The 19,913-nt window shown below is 58.9% G+C and carries 12 protein-coding genes; 5 read left to right on the top strand and 7 right to left on the bottom strand.

Annotated features, from left to right (window positions below; translation table 11 throughout):
- Positions 1–201: 201 nt before the first annotated feature.
- A complete protein-coding gene (locus C3938_RS14770; RefSeq protein WP_199775618.1) occupies positions 202–771 on the bottom strand; it encodes a hypothetical protein in 570 nt (189 codons plus the stop codon).
- Positions 772–986: 215 nt separating this feature from the next.
- Between C3938_RS14770 and C3938_RS14765 the strand changes: the two genes are divergently transcribed.
- Positions 987–1,433 (top strand): universal stress protein, encoded by a 447-nt coding sequence (locus C3938_RS14765; protein WP_105104000.1) that lies wholly within the window; start codon positions 987–989, stop codon positions 1,431–1,433.
- 44 nt (positions 1,434–1,477) lie between these two features.
- Here C3938_RS14765 and C3938_RS14760 read toward each other — a convergent pair whose 3' ends face one another.
- Complete coding sequence (locus C3938_RS14760) at positions 1,478–3,379, bottom strand: ATP-binding cassette domain-containing protein (RefSeq protein ID WP_105103999.1); 1,902 nt, start codon at positions 3,377–3,379, stop codon at positions 1,478–1,480.
- Positions 3,380–3,547: 168 nt separating this feature from the next.
- Here C3938_RS14760 and C3938_RS14755 point away from each other — a divergent pair, with 168 nt between their 5' ends.
- The gene (locus C3938_RS14755; RefSeq protein WP_105104555.1) at positions 3,548–5,587 is read left to right on the top strand and encodes a transglycosylase SLT domain-containing protein; all 2,040 of its coding nucleotides are present in this window, start codon (positions 3,548–3,550) and stop codon (positions 5,585–5,587) included.
- 90 nt (positions 5,588–5,677) lie between these two features.
- Here C3938_RS14755 and C3938_RS14750 read toward each other — a convergent pair whose 3' ends face one another.
- The gene (locus C3938_RS14750; protein ID WP_233998936.1) at positions 5,678–5,938 is read right to left on the bottom strand and encodes a glutaredoxin family protein; all 261 of its coding nucleotides are present in this window, start codon (positions 5,936–5,938) and stop codon (positions 5,678–5,680) included.
- Between the two features lie 9 nt (positions 5,939–5,947).
- On the bottom strand, positions 5,948–6,835 hold the full coding sequence (locus C3938_RS14745; RefSeq protein ID WP_233998935.1) for an FHA domain-containing protein: 888 nt from the start codon (positions 6,833–6,835) through the stop codon (positions 5,948–5,950).
- Between the two features lie 299 nt (positions 6,836–7,134).
- Here C3938_RS14745 and C3938_RS14740 point away from each other — a divergent pair, with 299 nt between their 5' ends.
- Complete coding sequence (locus C3938_RS14740) at positions 7,135–8,124, top strand: PP2C family protein-serine/threonine phosphatase (RefSeq protein WP_105103998.1); 990 nt, start codon at positions 7,135–7,137, stop codon at positions 8,122–8,124.
- Between the two features lie 26 nt (positions 8,125–8,150).
- A complete protein-coding gene (locus tag C3938_RS14735; protein ID WP_105103997.1) occupies positions 8,151–10,526 on the top strand; it encodes a bifunctional serine/threonine-protein kinase/formylglycine-generating enzyme family protein in 2,376 nt (791 codons plus the stop codon).
- A gap of 129 nt (positions 10,527–10,655) precedes the next feature.
- Here C3938_RS14735 and rlmKL read toward each other — a convergent pair whose 3' ends face one another.
- A complete protein-coding gene (rlmKL, locus tag C3938_RS14730) occupies positions 10,656–12,863 on the bottom strand; it encodes a bifunctional 23S rRNA (guanine(2069)-N(7))-methyltransferase RlmK/23S rRNA (guanine(2445)-N(2))-methyltransferase RlmL (protein WP_105103996.1) in 2,208 nt (735 codons plus the stop codon).
- A gap of 397 nt (positions 12,864–13,260) precedes the next feature.
- Here rlmKL and rmf point away from each other — a divergent pair, with 397 nt between their 5' ends.
- Complete coding sequence (gene rmf, locus C3938_RS14725) at positions 13,261–13,464, top strand: ribosome modulation factor (protein WP_105103995.1); 204 nt, start codon at positions 13,261–13,263, stop codon at positions 13,462–13,464.
- Between the two features lie 207 nt (positions 13,465–13,671).
- Here the strand turns inward: rmf and C3938_RS14720 are convergent, their stop codons facing one another.
- Together C3938_RS14720 and C3938_RS14715 are read right to left on the bottom strand one after the other, a co-directional pair.
- Positions 13,672–14,712 (bottom strand): quinone-dependent dihydroorotate dehydrogenase, encoded by a 1,041-nt coding sequence (locus tag C3938_RS14720; RefSeq protein WP_105103994.1) that lies wholly within the window; start codon positions 14,710–14,712, stop codon positions 13,672–13,674.
- 163 nt (positions 14,713–14,875) lie between these two features.
- Entirely contained in the window at positions 14,876–19,762 is a 4,887-nt protein-coding gene (locus tag C3938_RS14715) for an NAD-glutamate dehydrogenase (protein ID WP_105103993.1), read from the bottom strand.
- Positions 19,763–19,913: the final 151 nt, after the last annotated feature.

Here is a 19,913-nt window from a genome sequence, read left to right as displayed (position 1 = left end):
TATGCTCCGCCCCTAGTGCGGTCAAGCAAAGGTCACATTTTGGTGACCAGATTGCCCATTTCCCATACAGCTCTGACTCATCATCCGGCCGTTGGTTCTTCGATATTTCACTGCTCGCCAGGCAGGGCGCCGACATCCTGTCATGCAAAAGTCCTGATGCTGGCCGCTAGAAACAGTAGACCAGTTCCGCGCCCCAGCCAGTCAGGAGTCACTGCGCGGGTTCACGTCATCGTTGCCATTCGTAGTTTCGCTGCCCGGAGCACTGCCAGGCTGCGGCAAGCGTATTGCTTCCTCTATTTCCGGGCGCACCTCACTCAGCGCGTGGACAATCGCATCGAGACCGGCATCACCACTGCGTTCGTGCCACTGCACACCGAGACCGGCATCGTTGGCAAAAATGGCGGTGGCGTCCGCCGGCAGCATGGCGATCAGTTCTTTGAGCGATGATTTGGCAGCCGCGGGGGCTTCACGCTTTTTACGCCAGTCCCAGACGCCGTCGAAATTCAACTCGTGAGACATTCTCTGGAGTTCCAGTGCCCAGCCACTCTGGAGGCGGCGCGGATTGCGCCACTGGGAAAAATAGACCGCAGCATTGCCGGTACCTTGAGATTCCGGCAGCGGTTGTATCTGAACCTTGAGCCCGGAACTGGCGGCACGCTGGCGTAACGCCGCCAGTTTTTTGTCACGGCCACTGGGCCTTAACCACATCACGGGCCCGATAACGAGGGCGACAGTAAAGACAATGAGAACGATAGGCAGCCAGCTGGCCATGAGCACTCCCTGTGAGTAGGCTATAACGTTGTCGGTACACAAGCTGGCAGCCAAAAGCCCATTCATGGCTCAGGCCACCCATTCAGGCGCGCATTTTTCCCCGCAAGACCTCGCCTGTGTCAAGCCTGTTTTTTTAAAGTAGACTCAATGAAGCAACCGGGCGCACGGCCAAATCATGTCAATGTACCCGACATTCACTAGCACGCGAGGACCGCATGTCAGGCTACAACAATATTCTGGTAGGACTGGACCTCTCCGAAGAATCTTCCCAGGTTCTCGACCGCGCTGCGCAGATCGCGGCCCAGAGCAGCGCGCGATTGAGCCTCGCCCACATCATCGAGCCGCTGACTTTTGCCTACGGCGGCGATATCCCGATGGACCTCTCGGAAGTGCAGGAGCAGTTGCAGAACCAGGCAAAGGAACAACTGCGACGCGCGGCAGCAAGCCTGAATATTCCCGCCGATCGCCAGCATGTTGTGCTGGGCCAGCCGGCCACGGAGATCCACCGACTGGCAGAGGAAAGCGGTTGCGACCTGATCGTGATCGGCAGCCATGGACGCCACGGCCTGGCATTGTTACTGGGCTCTACCGCGAATGGTGTCCTGCACGGCGCGGGGTGTGACGTGCTGGCGGTGCGTGTGTACTCGTCGGACACCAAATAAACAACGGGGGCCTGAAGCCCCCGCTGTGTTGGCTGGCACCCGTTTTACATACCATCCAGCTCCGCCCAGCGCTCAAACGCCACTTCCAGCGCCTGCTGCAGCTCTGTCAGTTTCTGCAAGCGCGCTTGCACCAGCTCGCTCTCCTGCTGATAGAAATCCGGTTGCCCAACCTCCTCCTCCAAAACCGCTATTTCCGATTCGAGGGTTTCAATCTGGGCGGGCAAGGCATCCAGTTCCCGCTGCAGCTTGTAGCTGAGCTTTTTGCTTTTTGGCGCCACCGGGGAACTCTTTTCCGGCGAAGCCACAGTGGCGGAGATTGCTTCGGCCTCTCCGGCCTGCGCACGTCTGCGGGACCGGAGTTGCTCCTCCGCACTCAGAAACCGCCCCCCCTGACGCACAAAGTCCTGATATCCGCCCACGTACTCACGCACTACGCCTTCCCCCTCAAACGCGAGGCAGCTCTCCACCACATTGTCGAGAAACGCCCGATCATGGCTGACAAGCAGTACGGTGCCGGGGAAGTCCATCAGCAACTGTTCAAGCAATTCCAGGGTTTCCACATCCAGATCGTTGGTGGGCTCATCCAGCACCAGAATGTTCGCAGGCTGACTGAACAACTTCGCCAGCAAAGCACGGTTGCGCTCGCCACCACTCAGGGCGCCAACTTTGGTGCGCGCCTTGACACCCGTGAACAGAAAGTCGCTCAGGTAGGACATCACGTGGCGGCTGCTGCCGCCCACATCGATGCTTTCCCGCCCTTCGGCAATGTTGTCTACCACCGTCTGCTCCGGGTCGAGCATGTCCCGGCGCTGGTCGAAATAGGCCACCTGAAGCTTTGTGCCGAGGCGAATATTGCCCGCCTGGGGTTCGAGCTCTCCCAGCAGAAGCCGGATCAGCGTGCTCTTGCCAGCCCCATTGGGACCGATCAATCCCACCTTGTCGCCCCGCATAAGAGTGAAATCGAGATCGCGTATCAGTGGTACGGGATCACCCTGCTCATCTGAAAAGCCAAAGCTCACACCTTTCAACTCCGCGACCAGCTTGCCGGAGCGCTCACCGGCATCCAACGACATCCTGGCCACACCCTGACGCTCGCGGCGGGCCTGTCGTTCACGGCGCAGTGCCTGCAGGGCGCGTACACGGCCCTCATTGCGTGTCCGCCGGGCCTTGATGCCCTGGCGAATCCACGCCTCCTCCTGCGCCAGTTTTTTGTCGAACAAGGCGTCGTTGCGGGCCTCTTCCTCCAGCTGCTTTTCTTTCTCCTGCTGATATCGATCAAAGGGGCAATTGAAAACCCGCAGGATACCGCGGTCGAGATCCCACACCGACGTCGCCAGCCGCTGCGCCAACGCGCGGTCGTGGCTGACAAACAGCAGCGCTCCGCGGTAGTTGGCGAGAAAAGTCTCCAGCCACTCCACCGCTGCAATATCCAGGTGGTTGGTCGGTTCGTCGAGGATCAACAGATCCGGTTCGGTCACCAGTGCACGGGCGAGCGCTGCGCGGCGCTGCCAACCGCCGGAGAGGTCCATGACCAGCGCCTGCTCATCCAGATCCAGGCGGTCGAGCACACTGTCGATGCGGGCGAGCAGTTCCCAACCGTGGGCACTGTCGATTTTCGCCTGCAAATCAGGATTCTGGTTGTCGCGGTATTCGGAAAGCCACCCTCCCACCTCACCGAGCCCCTCGGCCACATATCGGTATACCGTGTGGCCGCAATCATCCGGCAGCGCCTGCTCGAGGGTGGCGAGAACCACACCGCTCTGACGGATGACTTCACCGTCGTCCGGGTCGCCGCTTCCGCCGATCAATCGCAACAGGCTGGATTTCCCCTCGCCATTGCGCCCCACGAGACAGATACGGTCCCCGCGTTCGATCTTGGCACTCACATGATCTGCCAATACCTGCACGCCATAGCGCAAACAAACGCCATCCAACTGAAGCAACATAAATAAACACTACAATGGTTTTGGGACACCGCTACAAATCGCCGGCGCACACACCGGTCGCGACCGGGACGTACGGCCTGGATTTTTAGCGGGACCCAGGTGAAAACGGATATTTTACGCTTTATTCTGCGCCCTTCGAATAAGCGATTTCTCAATCGGGTGTTCAGTATGTCGATTGGCAGTAAAGGACTCGCCACGTTCCTCTCCACACTGGTAGCCGGCTGCCTCGCGGCGGTGCCGGTTTTCAACCCTCACAACGCCGCCGCGGCGGTACCCGGCACCGCCAACAAGGCGGAATCCCGTGACATTCGCGAGGCTGAAGCCGCGGTCGCCCAGCGTAAAAAGCTGCAGGAGGCCCGCATGGCGATTGCGCACAACGACCAGCGCCGCCTGAACCAGCTCAAAAAGGAACTGAAAGACTACCCGCTACTGCCCTATCTCGATTACTGGAATATCAGCAAGAATCTACCTCGCCTGCCCTATGACGACATAGACGCCTTTCTGAAGGAGTACGACGGCACCGCCATTGGCGACTGGATGCGCATCCGTCTGCTGCGGGAGCTGGGAGGACGCGAGCGCTTTCGCGAATACCTCAAGTACTATCGCCCGGAGTGGATTACCCGCACCCAACTGCGCTGCTACTACGCCGATGCGCTCTCCCGCCATGGCGATAAAAAAGAGGCTTATGCCCTGATCGAAGAGCTATGGACCGTCGGCGCATCCCAGCCCAAGGAATGCGACCCCGCCTTCAATCGATGGATCAGCGAAGGCGGCCTCACCCAGGAGCGCACCTGGAAGCGGCACGCCTTGTCCGTGAGCGCCGGCAACCTGGACCTGGCGGGCTTTATTGCCCGCAAACTGGACAAAGACCGCGCCCGGCGCGCGGAGTTGATGCGCGATGTCTACCGCAAGCCGGAGTTGATTCTCAACTACGACCGCTTCATTCAAAAAGAGCCGGAGTATCGCGATATTGTGGCCATCGGCCTGCGCCGGCTGGCAGCACAGAACGCGGAAAAAGCTCAGGTCGCCTGGCAGCGTTACAGCGCGAGCTATCTCTTTTCCGACGAGGACAGCGACGATTTCCTGCGGTACCTGGCGCTGCAGTTTGCCCGCCAGGATGACCAGAAGGGGCTGGAGACGCTGATCAAATCCACCCCGGGTTTTTTCGATCTTCGCACCTCCGAGTGGCTGATCCGCCAGTCTCTTCGCGAAATGGATTGGGCGCAGGTGGAATTCTGGATCGACCGCCTGCCCGCCGACGACCAGAACCTGGATCGCTGGCTCTACTGGAAAGCGCGGGCCATCAATGAGCAGAACAAAAAGAACGATCCCGCACGCAAGGCCCAAGCGGAAAAGCTTTTGCAAAAAGCCGCCGCAGAGCGCAGCTATTACGGCTTTCTCGCGTCTGACACCGTCAAGCGTGAATACAGTTTCGTCGACCGGCCCGCGCCGGTAACCCCCAAACAGGTAGAGGAAGTGGCCGCACGCCCTGGCATGCAGAGGGCGCGGGAGCTGCAGGCCATCGGCGAGTTCTATCACGCGCGCCGTGAATGGGATTACGCCACGGAAAAAATGACTCCCGAGGAGCTGATGACGGCAGGTAAAATCGCCAGTTCCTGGGGTTGGTACCACAAGTCCATCCAGTCGATTCTGGCGGCAAACTATCTCGACGATCTGGAACTGCGCTTCCCACTGGCGTTTACCGATATTGTTCAGGATGTCGCCAGCAACGTCGGCAAGAAGAGCGCACTGGACACCTACCTGGTACTCGCAGTAGCGCGCCAGGAGAGCCACTTCAGCCACGATGCCAAATCCCACGCTGGCGCCATGGGACTGATGCAGTTACTGCCATCCACCGCTGAAGCGACGGCCCGCAAGGCCGGCGTGCCCTACCGGCGCAGCTGGGATCTGTTGAATCCCAGTACCAACATCACTCTCGGCGCCCACTACCTGAACTCGCTGTTGAACCGCTTCGATAATAATCGGTTCCTGGCCGCGGCAGCCTATAACGCGGGACCAACACGGGTTTCCACCTGGCTCAAGGACACCAACAAGAAGCTGCCATTCGACGTGTGGATCGAGACGATTCCCTACAGTGAAACCCGCAAGTATGTACAGAATGTTCTGTCGTACTCGGTAATTTACGCCTACCGCAGCGGAGACAAGGCGCCACTGCTGACAAAAAATGAGGCGGAATCGCGACTTTAGGAATCCATTAGGCGTGATTGTAAACAGGAGTACCCGGGGAGACGTTGAGGTGCTCCGGCAAGAACCACCTCAATGTCGCGGATGCAGCCCTCAGGCCAATCGGGCCTGCAGCCAGGATACGAGTTCGCCGCTGGTGAACGGCCAACAGAGCACATCGTCGAGGTCACCGAGCCCCACCACGGGAATACTCCAACCGAAGCGCCGGGTCAGCTCTTCATCATCGGCAATATCCACCGGTTGCAGGCGCAGCTTAAATTGATCCAGCAGCGGCCAGATTTCTGGTTTCGCCTTCTCACACAGGCTGCAACCAAGGGTGGTGTAAAAAAACAGAGCGCGGTGCGAGATAGTCAAACCGGCGCCCTATACCAGCCCCTGGCTCCGCGCCCAGAGGTAACCGCCAACGGCCAGCGCCATCACCAGGGCATAACCCCAGATCCAGGAATTCCCTCTGTCGGCAGATCGGCCCCCACCCATCGGAGTGACCTGCGTTGCTGGCGATGCCAACACCCCCTCCTGAGCCACTGGAGACTGCATAGAGCGTGAACGCGCCCGGTCGATCGCCTGAGTCAGCGCCGCACTCTGGCGAGCCGCCTCCGGCGTGGATACGGCTTGGCGTACCGTAGTCTTGTCGATATCGTCCGCGGGACCAACCACACTGAAGCTGAGGGTATCGAAACGCAGCTCATCGCCGCGGCGCACGCGGGACTCTGTCACCCTCTGATTGTTCAGAAATGTGCCGTTGGCAGAGCCCAGATCCACCACAAACAGCAGCCCTTCCCGCACCTCAAGCCGAGCGTGACGGCGGGAAAGGTGGGACATGGCGAACGTCAGGTCACATTCATCCGAACGCCCTACTACGGACGTTTCACGCACTGGAAATACTCTCCCAACGATCGCCGGGTGATTGGCACGTAGCGCCCAGGAAACGTTGGCATTGGCACCTGCCGCCTTGAGGCGGGTGATTTTCGGATCAACTACGGTGAGACTGCGCTCCCCCAGCTGAACCCGGTCATTGCGATGCAGGCGACAACGATCATCAACCAGCTTGCCATTGACCATTACCTGACCGCTTCCGGCCAGATTGCGTAGCTCGAGTTCCTCCCCGTCTACCAGTATCTCTGCATGGAGTTTCGCCACAGAAGCATCCGCCAGTGTCAGATCGCACTGACTGCCGCGGCCGATTGTGACCTTGGGTGCCACCAACCACACACTTTGGCTGGCATCTTTGACATCACAAAGTTTCAGCATTGTCCAGGCTTCCTCGCGTGTACATAACAGCGTACAATTTTTAACCAGTCGCCATTAGCGAAGCGAACAGACTCCGATCAGGCCCCATCGCTTCCAAGATTGCGCGCCCGACCGGCGGTAAAACAGGCTACCGTAAATCCCGTTGCGGGAAGTTTATCACGGCCAATTTCGTTGGCCTGTGAATCGGTTTGCAGCTTACAATGCCGGCAGGCTCTAGTATGGAAGTGTCGAAAACCGCATGGATTCCCGCGGATTTGCACTTGCGACAATAACGACAGGTAACAGGTAGTTGTATACCAGTGAGTGAAGCCAAGGTAGATGCCCACGTCAATACCGGCGAAAGTAGCCGTAGCGGTGAAGGTTCCGGCGGAGTAAATCGCTCTGCCCTCCAGACTACGCAACGCAGTGCCGGTGCAACCCACCCGGGTTATCGTCGTGACCAGAACGAGGACGCCTTTTGGGGTGACGAGTCCCGGGGCATCTGGGTGGTGGCTGACGGCCTTGGTGGTCACCAGGCCGGCGAAATTGCCAGCCAGACTGTCGTAGAAGAAATTCAGCGCTCCTCCGCTACCGACCGGCATTACGAGCAGGCCCTGCGCCGCGCCCACGCGCTACTTGTGGGAGAGGAAACCAGCAGCGCAGCCATGGGAACCACCGCGGTGGTGGTGGCGGAAGACGGCAATTACTTCCACATTTATTGGGTCGGCGACAGCCGCGCCTATTTGTGGACACCTCCGACGACATCCGACAGTGATGACCATCAGCCCAACGGCACGCTGAAGCAGCTGACTGTGGATCACTCCTACGTGCAGATGCTGGTGGACTCCGGCGCGATCAATCAGGAGGAAGCCGCCAATCACCCCAATCGTCATGTCATCACTCGCTGTATTGGCGGCTCTGCCAACCCGACCCTTGAAATCGACCGCGCCTCCTTTGCCTGGAACCCGGGCCAGAAATTACTGTTGTGTAGTGATGGACTGAGTAACGATGTAGGCCAGGAAGAAATTTGTCATATCCTCGCGCACAATACGGATAACCAACGCGCCAGTGAACTGCTGGTAGCCGCGGCACTGGATGCCGGAGGTCGCGACAATATCACCGTCCAGGTCATCAGTTCTCCGGATTCCGCGACGGTAAATAGTGAAAACCTGAACTCTCGCACACCGCCGCGGCCACCTGTGTCCCGGCAATTTTTTACCGCTCCCGGCACACTGGCTGCCAAAATCGCTACACTTGCGATTATTTTTTCACTGGGTGTTTACGCGGCCTGGCAGCTGCTGAACGGTTAACAGAATAGGGAACAGGACGGGCTCGAATGGAAGTTGTCAGCAGCGGTGCCGCTTCGCTGGAAATTCCCGGCTATCAAATCCTGAAGAAAATCAATCAGGGTGGGATGTCCACCGTCTACCTTGCCACCCAGCGCAGCATGGGCCGCCAAGTGGCGCTCAAGGTCATGTCACCGGTCCTGAATGCCGACCCGATTTTCAGCGAACGCTTCCAGCGTGAAGCCAACATTGTTGGCCAACTCTCTCATCCCAATATCGTCGCGATTCATGATATCGGCCGCTACCGCAGCCTCAATTACATCGCCATGGATTATCTGCCCGGTGGATCGGTGGCGGACGCACTCACCCGCGGTGCCATTGAGCCGCTGGAAGCACTGCACATTACCCGCCAGATTGCGATGGCGCTGGATCACGCCAGCAACAAAGGCTATGTGCACCGGGATCTGAAGCCGGAAAATATCCTGTTCCGGGAAGATGGCTCCGCGGTGCTTACGGATTTCGGTGTGGCCCGCGCCGTGGCCCGCACCACACGGATGACCAATACCGGCATGGTGGTGGGCACCCCACACTACATGAGCCCGGAACAGGCCCGCGGCGCCGCCGTGGACGGCCGCGCCGACCTGTACAGCCTCGGGGTGGTCCTCTACGAAATGCTCACCAGCGCGGTGCCCTTTCAGGCCGAAGAGGCGGTGGCCATCGCAATCAAGCACCTGACCGATCCGATTCCGCGGCTACCGGCGCGGCACTCGCTGTATCAGGGGCTGATTGACCGTTTTCTCGCCAAAGATCCGGATCAGCGCTTCCAGCGTGGCCTGGACGTGGTAGATGCCATAGACCAGCTGTTGGCGGCGCTGGACGGAAAATCCCCGGGCAACGCCACCAAACTCAACAACACTTCGGTGCGGGTTTCCAGCCTGTTGCGGGCCTTGGTAATGACCCTCTACGGCACGCTGTGCGACCGCGCCAGCGCCGCCTGGGCGCGGTGGCGCGACAAGCCACTGCACCAGCAGAATCCCCGCGCCGAGCAGCAGACCATCATGCGCTTCCAGCAGGTACTGCAGCAAAGCGCGCCCGCCAAACGTCGCTCCTGGCGCCTGGCGACGGTCATTGTTGCAGCCGCCGTCGTCACATTGATTATGTGGGGCAAAAACCCCCAGTGGTCTTCGGTGTCCAAACCCCACGCAGCACCAGAGGACGTCGGCGTACCGCCAGTGGCCAACACTGTGGCCAGCAACAATACTCAACCGCCCTCTCTGCAGGCGCAGCCCGCCATCACCGAGGCGACCAGTCAGCCGCCGTCCACTGCCCGCGAGCTGAAAGATCTGACGGCTACCGATTCTCCAACTGCCGGCACAGGGTCGGGGTCAGAAAACCAGGCCGCAAGCGCCTCTTCACACCAGGCGGTTGAAGAGTTGCCGGCCAAGCCCTCTCAAGCACAAGCTGCGCAGGAAACACCGCCCACCTTTGCACTGCTGGTATCCGCCAAGCCGGACGATGCGCGTATTCGCATCATGAATATTGTGCCGCGCTACTCTCCGGGTATCACTCTGGAACCGGGACGTTATGACATCGAAGTCAGCAAGCCGGGCTACAGCACCGTGCGCCGCTGGATAGAAATCAGTAGCGCAGACATCAATTTGGCCGTGGAACTGGAGCGCAAGTACTTTCCCGGCAAAAGCTTCCAGTCACCGCTTAAATCTGGTGGTAACGGACCGGAAATGGTTGTGATATCTCCCGGCAGTTTTGTCATGGGCAACAACCAGCGCCCGTTTACCAGCCCAGAACACAAGATTTCCATCGACCGCCCCTACGCCATTGGCGCCCACGAAATCACGTTCAATGATTACGACCGCTTTGCCAAAGCGAACGGCCGTGTGCGCCCCAGTGATGAAAACTGGGGGCGAGGAACCAGGCCCGTAGTGAATATCAGCTGGCAGGATGCCAAACGCTATGCCGACTGGTTGAGTGAAGAAAGCGGTCATAAATACCGCCTCGCCAGTGAGGCGGAGTGGGAATACGCGGCTCGTGGCGGTACCGACACACCCTTCTGGTGGGGCGATGGCAGCGCCAAGGGCAAAGCCAACTGCCGGCGCGGCTGCGCCAGCGAGTTCAATACCCTCTTCAGCACCTCGACGGCGCCGGTAGGCAGTTACAAAGCCAACGCGTTCGGTATCTACGATACCTCGGGCAACGTCGGTGAGTGGGTGCAGGATTGTTTCCTTGGAGATTTCACCAATCACCGCGCAGATGCCCGCCCGGTCCAGTTGAAAAACTGCGATCTACGTGTGGTGCGGGGTGGCTCCATGCGCGAACCATTGCGCAATATCAGCTCCGACTACCGCACCGGCCTCAGCGAGCAGGCCCGTTCCAAGGAAGTGGGATTCCGGCTGGTGATGGAACTGTAAAATACCCGTTGCGCAAGTGACGGGCGGTGCCCGGATACGCATGTATTAGATCTACATTCCGCTTCCTCCGTTCCGGCGGCCACCACCAGTCACCCGCTCGCCACGGCGTTTAGATCCCCACCCTAATAACTACTTCGCGTGAATCTCCCACACATTGTGGATTTTGGGGTTGCGCTGGAAATCCTTGTCCAGCAACTTCGACGACAGATTCTCCACGGCGTATTCTCCGAGCACCGTTTCATCCATCTTGAAACTGCGCAGGTTGTTGGAAAACAGCAAAGTCCCGGCCGGGCGCAATAGAGCCATACACTGACGGATCAGTTCGGCATGGTCGCGCTGAATATCCAGTACGCCGCGCATTTTCGCCGAGTTGGAAAAGGTTGGTGGGTCGAGAAAAATAACATCGTAGTGGCCACGCCGATTCTGTTGCGCCGCCTGTAGCCACTGCAGGCAATCCGCTTCGATCAACTGGTGCCGATAGGGATCCAGCTGGTTCTGGCGGAAATTCCGTAGCGCCCAGGCCTGGTAGGTTTTGGACAAATCCACACTGGTACTTTCCACACAACCGCCCAGCGCCGCCTGCACCGTGGCCGTGGCCGTATAGCAGAACAGGTTGAGAAGCTTCTTTCCCTTCACAATCTGCCGCAGGTACTGACGTACCGGGCGGTGATCGAGAAACAGGCCCGTGTCCAGATAATCCCACAGGTTGATTTCCAACTGCGCGCCATATTCGCCCACCCAGAATCCAGCGGCGGCCTCTCGCCGAGCCCCGGATTCCGCGCGTTTCTGATACTGGCCACCGCTCTCTTTGTGACTGTGACGCCGACGCTCCTTGATGGAGACACTTCGCGCAGGCAGGTCCAGCACCTGCCGGGTCGCGCGCACCAGATCACTCAGGCGACGACGGGCCTTGTCTTCGGAGATGCTTGCGGGTGCGCGGTACTCCTGGATATGCGCAAACATTTCTCCGTCCAGAGACTGATAAATATCAATAGCCGCAGCAAACTCCGGCAGATCCGCGTCGTAAAGGCGATAACAGCTGATACCGCTCTTCTGGGCCCACTTACCTGTGGTCCGCAGATTTTTCTGCAGCCGATTGGCCACCATCTGCGCCTCTTCGGAAAGTTGTGCGCGGGGTTTCTCGCCACCCTGCTCGCCGCCTTGCCCCTGTTGGTGAACATCAAACAGCAGCAACTGGCTGGGGATGCTGCCGTTAAAGAGTTTGTATTGTTTATGGGAGCGCAGGGACATGGAATGGCACAACTCCGGGTTGCCGGTAAAGACCGCCGCCTTCCAGCCTCCGAACTCCTGCTTCAGTTGCCGTCCCAATTCACTGTAGGTTTCGCGCAGAGCTTCCTGTTCTCCGAGACGCTCACCGTAGGGTGGGTTTGTGATGATCAGGCCAGGCTTCACCTCGCGGTGGCTCGGCGCCTTGAACGCGGCAACCGGGCGACAACTGACCCTCACATGTTTATCTAGACCGGCGCGGGCAATATTCGATTCCGCCGCAAACAGTACCTTGGCATCCGCATCGTAACCGCGAATTTCCGGCAGAGATCTGGCAAGTCCCTCCACGCGTCGCTGCAGCGCCTCTTCGCGCAGCGGCAACCAGAGATCATTCTGGTGATTCAACCAGCGCTCAAACGCAAACCCCTCCCGCATAATGCCAGGCGCCACGTCCGCAGCCATAAGAGCAGCCTCGACCAGAAAGGTGCCCGAACCGCACATGGGGTCCAACAGAGCACCACCCTCCGCGGCAACCTGTGACCAGCCTGCACGCATCAGCAATGCCGCTGCCAGGTTTTCTTTCAACGGTGCCGCGCCAATATGGGTGCGATAACCGCGGCGGTGCAGACTGTCGCCGCACAGATCGATGGCGATTTCGAGACTGTCCCGATGCAGGCGCAGCATGGCGGTCAGGTCCGGATCGCGCTTGTCGACATCCGGGCGCGCACCGGTCGCCTTGCGCAAACGATCGACTATCGCATCCTTGGCCTTCTGTCCACCAAACTGGCTGTTGCGAATTTCACGGTTGGTGCCGGAAAACTGCACCCACAGCACGCCGGTGGGGCTGATGTGCTCCTCCCAGGGAATATCCACGACCGCCTGGTACAGCCCCTCTGCATCCGCGATACGCGCGATTCCCAGATTCAGCAATACGCGATTGGCCAGACGGCTCCACAGACAGACGCGGTAGGCCATTGCCAGATCGCCAGCAAACCGCACCGCGGCGGGTTGCTCTCTTTCAACTTCGGCGCCGAGCGCACGCAGCTCTTCGGCAAGCAGGTTCTCCAGCCCTTTGGGACAGGTAGCGGTAAAAGAATACTGAGCAGTCAAAGTTGGCTCTCGATCTCGTGATAAAACGGCAACGGCCGGTAATTTCGGCCAAATTTGCACTGGCAATCTGGCCACAGAACCGTTGAATGTGCGCAAGCATACCGGAAACCGGGAGCGCATTCTCCTTTTACCGGCGACGCGGCATAACCCTCTTCCTTCATAGGCGGATTTCGACTCAATCCGCACGTTTTCAGAAAAATTCATTCATTCCGGCGCAGAGATCACTCTGGTTTTCTGTAGCTCTTCTCGCCGGGCAGCATCCACAATAAGCTGGATTCTGTACAAGGGGGAAATTTAAATCGGATTCATCCGGGAAATGGTCAGGACAGCCCCTGCAGGGAAAGCCCGAGCAGAATGACCCGGAATCAGACGCGGAATCACAAGAGGTACCCTATCTATGAAACGCCAAAAACGTAATCCCAACGATAGAGCTTTTCACAAAGGTTACGTTGCTGCCATGGAGGGTAGAAACCACGATAGTTGCCCCCATGAAAATGGATCCTTACACCAGGAATGGGTAAATGGCTGGCGTCAGGGCCGGCAGGATTACTGGAGTGGATTTGGGCGTGCGGCGCAGGCTCAACGCATAGCCAACATGTAGCCGTCCCCAGGTGGTTGCTCCGAGCAAATCTCTTAACACGTTTGTCACGTGCCAGTAAGAACCCCGGGCGAACTTGAAGTTGTGTCCGGGGTTCTATTACCCCTGCATTCAAATATTTCGTCCTGAAATATTTGAATGACGGCCCTGAAATACTGGCGAACCGGCAACATTTAGTTGCCGCGTTAATCGCATCTCCAGCCGTTTTTCTCAGCTGGCGATCACCCGCCCCTTGTGCAGCTCGGCAATCGCCGCAGCAGCCTCACGAATGACCTCGGGGCCCCGGTAGATAAATCCGGAATAGATCTGCACTGCGGTAGCGCCCGCACGAATCTTGTCCGCCGCGGAGTCACCATCAAAGATACCGCCCACGCCGATGATCGGGATTTTTCCTTTCAGCTCTTCCGACAATTTACGGATTACCTCGGTGGATCGTTCTGTCAGCGGTCGACCGCTCAAGCCACCCTCTTCCGCACCGTGCTCAAGACTGGCAACCGATGATTTGTCGATAGTGGTGTTGGTGGCGATAACGCCGTCGATGTCGTGCGACAGCAGGGTTCTGGCCACCTGCGCAATGGCCTCGTCGTCCATATCCGGGGCAATCTTCACTGCCAGTGGCACATAGCGACCATGCTCGGATGCCAGCTGCTGCTGTTTTTCTTTCAGCGCATTGAGCAGCTGACTCAGGCTGTCGCCAAACTGCAGATCGCGCAGCCCCTTGGTATTGGGAGAGGAAACATTGGCGGTAATGTAATCCGCATGGGTGTACACCTTTTCCATGCAAATACAGTAATCGTCCGCGGCCTTTTCCACTGGCGTGTCGAAGTTCTTGCCGACATTGATGCCCAACACCCCTGAGTAGCGGCGGCGCTTGACCTGCTCGAGCAGGTAATCCACACCCAGATTGTTGAACCCCATGCGATTGATGATGGCTTCTGCTTCCGGAAGGCGGAACAGGCGCGGATGCGGATTGCCCGGCTGGGGGCGCGGCGTCACCGTGCCCACTTCCACAAAACCAAATCCGAGAGCACCGAGGCCATTGAATGCCTGGGCATTCTTGTCGAGACCCGCGGCCAGTCCCACCGGGTTCGGCAAGGTCAGCCCCATCAGCTCCACCGGATTGTCCGGAATCGGCTTGGCGAACAGAGACATGAGCCCGAGGCGCTCGGCGGCACCGATGGCATCGAGAGAAAGATGGTGAGACCGCTCCGGGTCCAGCGCAAACAGAGCTTTGCGCAGATGCTGATACATGGGCGTCCTTTTGAGTTGAGGCGATCCAGATCTGGGGTTTCCAAACTACAAACGCCCGCCCGTGGTCGTCTACTCCGCGGGCGGGCGCGCTATTGTACGAACTTCCTGATCGTATTTCCCGTACGGATTTCCGACGGCCGTTGCCGCCGGAAACGTTCCTGTCCTACACCGCCAGCGATTCCTGATCGGCGGTCGCATTGGCCAGATACATCAGCTCGCGCAGGGCCACGGTGAACATGGCAAAGTCACCCTGCGGCGAGGACTTCAGCTCCTTCACCAGACTCTCCCAGCGCTGGATCGGTTGCGCCATAACGTCCACCCAACGATCCACGGCACTGTCGATGTCCAGGCCGTCCTCACCGGCGAGGCGCAGAATGTTGATCGCGAGCCGGGAGATCTGGCTGTCGAGATCGTCCATGCTGGTTTCCCGCGCCTGCGACTGCCAGAAGCTCTCCGCCGGCAACTCGATGATCTGGTTGCCAAACCAGTAGAGCCCCAGTTTATCCGCCAGCGCAAAGTAGATCTTCGCCACCTCTTCCACTGGGCGATCACTCACCCTCGCCGACTGGGAAATTCCCAGGGCGGAGAACAGATAGGTGGGCGACGCGGCCAGCAGCGCCAGATTTTCCGGCACACCCGCCTCGATGAACTGCTCGTGACGTTTCTGCCACTCCCGCAGCGGCTCACCACTCAACACCTCCGGCAATGCCCGAATAACCCGCTGTACCGGCTCTTGGAAGAGATCCCGTTCCTGCGCCGGGTCCAGATCACCGCGACGGTTGCGCACGAACCAGCGGGTGGCGCGGCGGACGCGACCGATCATGGAGTTCATCAACTGCATTTGCAGCTCTGCCGGCACCTTGTAATCCAGCGCCGCCACGCCATCCTGGAACTCGGACATCAGATAAACATCACGCGCGCTGATATAGGCCCCGAGAATGGTGTCGATATCGGCTCCTGTCGCACCACTGATACGGTGGTAGAAGGTGATCCCCATACTGTTGACCAACTCGTTGGCCACCTGGGTAGAGACGATCTCGCGACGCAGCTGGTGGTCGTAAACCAGTCCCTTGTAGCGTGCCACCAACGCTGGCGGAAAGGCGGACTCGACCGCTTCCTGCACCCGCTCGTTATCAATGATGCGCGCGTGCAGCAGTTCTTCCTTCAATTTCACCTTCACATAAGAGATCAACACCGCCAGTTCCGGTCTGGTGAGATACTGCCCCTTGTTCTGGCGATCATTCAGGGTGTCGTTATCCGGAATGAACTCCAGCGCACGGCGCAGACGGCCCTCAGCCTCCAGAGAAATGATGGTGCGGCGATATTCGTCGAAACGATCACCCACCTGATATTCCGCCACACTCAGCGCACGGGTCTGGTTGTAGTTGTTGTCCAGCACCAGCTCCGCCACCGACTCGGTCATTTCCTCCAGTAACTGATTGCGCTGCTTCTCGGTGAGATCCCCGTTGGCGACGACTTTGTCCAGCAGGATCTTGATGTTTACCTCGTGGTCGGAGCAGTCCACACCACCGGCGTTGTCGATAAAGTCGGTATTACAGCGACCACCGTTCAGGGAGAACTCGATGCGCCCGCGCTGAGTCATCCCCAGGTTTCCGCCCTCGCCGAACACCTTGCAGCGCAACTGGCTGCCGTTGACCCGCAGATTATCGTTGGACTTGTCACCCACCTGCGCGTTGCTCTCGGTGGTCGCCTTGACGTAAGTACCAATGCCACCATTCCAGATCAGATCCACCGGCGCTTTCAGCATCGCACTGATCAGCTCGTTCGGCGTCAGCTGGTCTTCCCTGATGTCGAATGCCTGCTGCATTTCCGGGGTGATTTTTACGGACTTGGCGCGACGCTCAAAAATACCACCGCCCTTGGAAATCAGACTGCGGTTGTAGTCCGACCAACTGGAGCGAGGAAGCTCAAACAGGCGCTTGCGCTCAATAAAGCTGCTGGAGGCATCTGGCGTCGGGTCCACAAAAATATGCAGGTGGTTGAAGGCACCTTTCAGACAAATATGCTCGGACAGCAGCATGCCGTTACCAAACACGTCGCCCGCCATATCGCCGATACCGATCACGGAAAAATTTTCCGCCTGTACATTGATACCCATCTCGCGGAAGTGACGCTGCACCGATACCCAGCCGCCACGCGCGGTGATGCCCATTTTCTTGTGGTCGTAGCCGTTGCTGCCACCGGAAGCAAAAGCGTCACCCAGCCAGAAGTCGTACTCGGCGGCGATACCATTGGCGATATCCGAGAAAGTCGCGGTGCCCTTGTCTGCGGCAACCACCAGGTAGGGGTCGTCTTCATCGCGACGGATCACACGCTCCGGCGGAATCACCTCCCCGTCTTTCAGATTGTCGGTTACGTCCAAGAGTCCGCGGATAAAGGTCTTGTAGCACTTGATGCCGGCTTCGAGAAACGCCTCGCGACTGTTGTCCGCTGGCGGGCGACGCACCACAAAGCCACCCTTGGCACCACTGGGAACGATCACCGCATTCTTCACCGCCTGCGCCTTCACCAGGCCCAGCACCTCGGTACGGAAGTCCTCCAGACGATCGGACCAGCGCAGGCCACCGCGCGCCACCTTGCCGCCGCGCAGGTGTACGCCTTCCACCTGTGGCGAGTAAACAAAGATTTCAAATTCCGGGCGCGGCTCGGGAATATTCGGGATACTGCGCGGGCTGAACTTGATGGAGATGTAATCTTTAGGCTGATCCTGCTCGTCCAGCTGGAAGAAGTTGGTGCGCAGGGTTCCGCGGATCAGATCCAGATAACGGCGGATTACCTGGTCTTCGTTCAGGTTGTCTACGCCGTCCAGACCTTCGTGGATTTTCTTGATCAGGCGCTCGACGCGCGACTGGTCCTGGCGATCCGCACTGTTGATACGCGGGTCGAACATGGCCCGGAACAGCGCCACCAGGTTGCGGGTGATTTCCACATGGTTGGCGAGCGTCGCGGCGATGTATGACTGGCTGGCGGCGAACTTGGTCTGCTTCAGATAACGGGCGTAGGCGCGCAGCATGCTGACTTCACGCCAGTTGAGGCGCGCCGCCAGTACCAGGCGATTGAAGGAATCGGATTCGGCAACGCCATCCCAGATCGCGGCGAACGCATCCTGGAACAGGGAGCGGGAGGCCTGCGCATCAATGCGCGTGGGCAGACCAAACTCCAGATGAAACTCGTGCATCCACACATCCTGCTGCCCCTGCGGGCGGATGGTATAGGGGAATTCCCCCATCACTCGCAGGCCGAGATTTTCCAGCACCGGAATAACATCGGACAGGGTCAGACCACACCCCAGGTTAAATACTTTGAATCGCAGGCTGCCGGGCTCGGCACCAATGGGCTGGTAGAAGCTCATGGCAACGCGATTGTCGCCGCACAGCTCTCGAATAAAACTCACATCCTGCACGGCGATGCGCGGTTCAAAGTCTTCGCGGTAGCCCGCGGGGAACGCCTGACCGAAGGTGCTGATCAGGCGGCTGCCCTCTTCCTCACCGTGGGTTTCAATCAGGGATCTCTGGAAGACGTCTTCCCAACTGCGGGTAATATCCACGATTTGCGCCTCCAATCGCGCTACATCAAATTCTACGGGTTCGTTGGGATCCACCCGAAACACCAGGTGCACCCGGGCGAGAATGGATTCGGAAAAATAGGTGGTGAAGTCGGAATCCAGTGCGTGTACCGCACGAGCGATGCGATTCGCAATGCGCTCACGTACCACACTGTTGAACTGATCCCGCGGTACATACACCATGGCGCTGACAAATTTGCCAAACGGATCCTTGCGCATGAATAGTTTCAGGCGCGCGCGCTCGTTCATCGCCAGCACGCCGAGGGTGGTGTCAAACAGTTCGCGGGTGCTGCTCTGGAACAGTTCGTCGCGGGGGAATGTGTCGAGTATCCGCTTCAGCGCCTTGCCGTCGTGGCTGGTGGGGGCGAGACCGCTCTGCTCGATCACCGACGCCAACTTGCGGCGAATGATGGGAATTTTCGCCGGGCTCTCCGTGTACACCGGCGAGGTATACAGCCCCATGAACGCCGACTCACCGATCACCTCACCGTTGGGATCGTAGCGCTTGATGCTCACATAATCGGAATAGGCGGCGCGGTGCACACGGGACTTAACCGAAGATTTGGCGAAGGTGAGGAAATTCGGCCCTTGATAGAAGCGCTGCTTGCCCTCGTTAAAAGCGTACTCCGGGGTCGGCTCGGCCGGCTGCTCCAGGTTCTTGAAAATCCCCAGGCGACGGTTTTCCACCTCGCACAGGATTTTCTTGTCCCCCTGCTGGCAGAACTCGTATTCGCGGTAACCGAGGAAGGTGAAGTTGCCGTCGCGCATCCACTGCAGGAACGCCGCGGCCTCCTCCAGGTTCGCATCATTGTCGGCCACACTGGCCTGCAGCTGGTCTTCCATGGCAGCGCAGGTATCCAGCATTGGCACGTAGTCGTCTACCACCAACTCGACATCGCCGAGGATTTCGCGGATCGCCCGGGCCAGATCGGAGGCGTGGGAGGCCGAGGTGTCCAGGTTAATCTCCAGGTAAATCAGCGCTTCGCTGGAAACCTTGGGATCCTCTTCAACACCGTCCGCCACTTTGCGACCGGGTGGCAGCAGCTGACGCAGGCGGCCGTCGTCGCCGCGCTGCAGTTGCATCACGGTACTTTTGATCGAGTGGATCACGGTGTTGCGGCGGTTGATCTCCATGCGCACCGAGTCCACCAGAAATGGCATGTCTCGCTGCAACACACACACCACCGTGTGGGAACACTCCCAGCCGTGCTCCTCAAGGCGCGGGTTGAACACCCGGATCTTGGGCTCTCCTGCGGAGCGCTGCTGGATGAAGTCCCAGCAGGTGTAGATGCACCCGTACACATCCGCCAGACGCCGCCCCGCCAGATCTTCCAGCGGGTACTGGTTCAGAAACCGCTCCGCAAAGGCGGCCACCGGCTCTGCCTTATCCCCCAGCTTCTCGCGGATGAAACTGCCGACCTGCGCCAGCAGCTCTTCCCGGCTATCGGTAATGACCGTCGCCATATTCACGTGCTTCCTCCCATCGCCGCGATCGCCATCGCGGCCAAGAATGCTAAATATGCTGCATTAACGTAGAACAAAACGTCAGATTTGTTGTCTACCTTGCCGCCTTGAGGTCGCCCAAGCGGGCGCAACGGTTGCCTCTCAGCGCATC

Source organism: Microbulbifer pacificus (genome assembly GCF_002959965.1).
GTDB lineage: Bacteria > Pseudomonadota > Gammaproteobacteria > Pseudomonadales > Cellvibrionaceae > Microbulbifer > Microbulbifer pacificus_A.
This window is presented reverse-complemented; position numbering and strand designations above follow the sequence as displayed.

Bases quoted from the DNA above. Each gene is read 5' to 3' on its own strand.
- C3938_RS14770 (WP_199775618.1), bottom strand. From the start codon at position 771: ATGGCCAGCTGGCTGCCTATCGTTCTCATTGTCTTTACTGTCGCCCTC.
- C3938_RS14765 (WP_105104000.1), top strand. From the start codon at position 987: ATGTCAGGCTACAACAATATTCTGGTAGGACTGGACCTCTCCGAAGAA.
- C3938_RS14760 (WP_105103999.1), bottom strand. From the start codon at position 3,379: ATGTTGCTTCAGTTGGATGGCGTTTGTTTGCGCTATGGCGTGCAGGTA.
- C3938_RS14755 (WP_105104555.1), top strand. From the start codon at position 3,548: ATGTCGATTGGCAGTAAAGGACTCGCCACGTTCCTCTCCACACTGGTA.
- C3938_RS14745 (WP_233998935.1), bottom strand. From the start codon at position 6,835: ATGCTGAAACTTTGTGATGTCAAAGATGCCAGCCAAAGTGTGTGGTTG.
- C3938_RS14735 (WP_105103997.1), top strand. From the start codon at position 8,151: ATGGAAGTTGTCAGCAGCGGTGCCGCTTCGCTGGAAATTCCCGGCTAT.
- rmf (WP_105103995.1), top strand. From the start codon at position 13,261: ATGAAACGCCAAAAACGTAATCCCAACGATAGAGCTTTTCACAAAGGT.
- C3938_RS14720 (WP_105103994.1), bottom strand. From the start codon at position 14,712: ATGTATCAGCATCTGCGCAAAGCTCTGTTTGCGCTGGACCCGGAGCGG.
- C3938_RS14715 (WP_105103993.1), bottom strand. From the start codon at position 19,762: ATGGCGACGGTCATTACCGATAGCCGGGAAGAGCTGCTGGCGCAGGTC.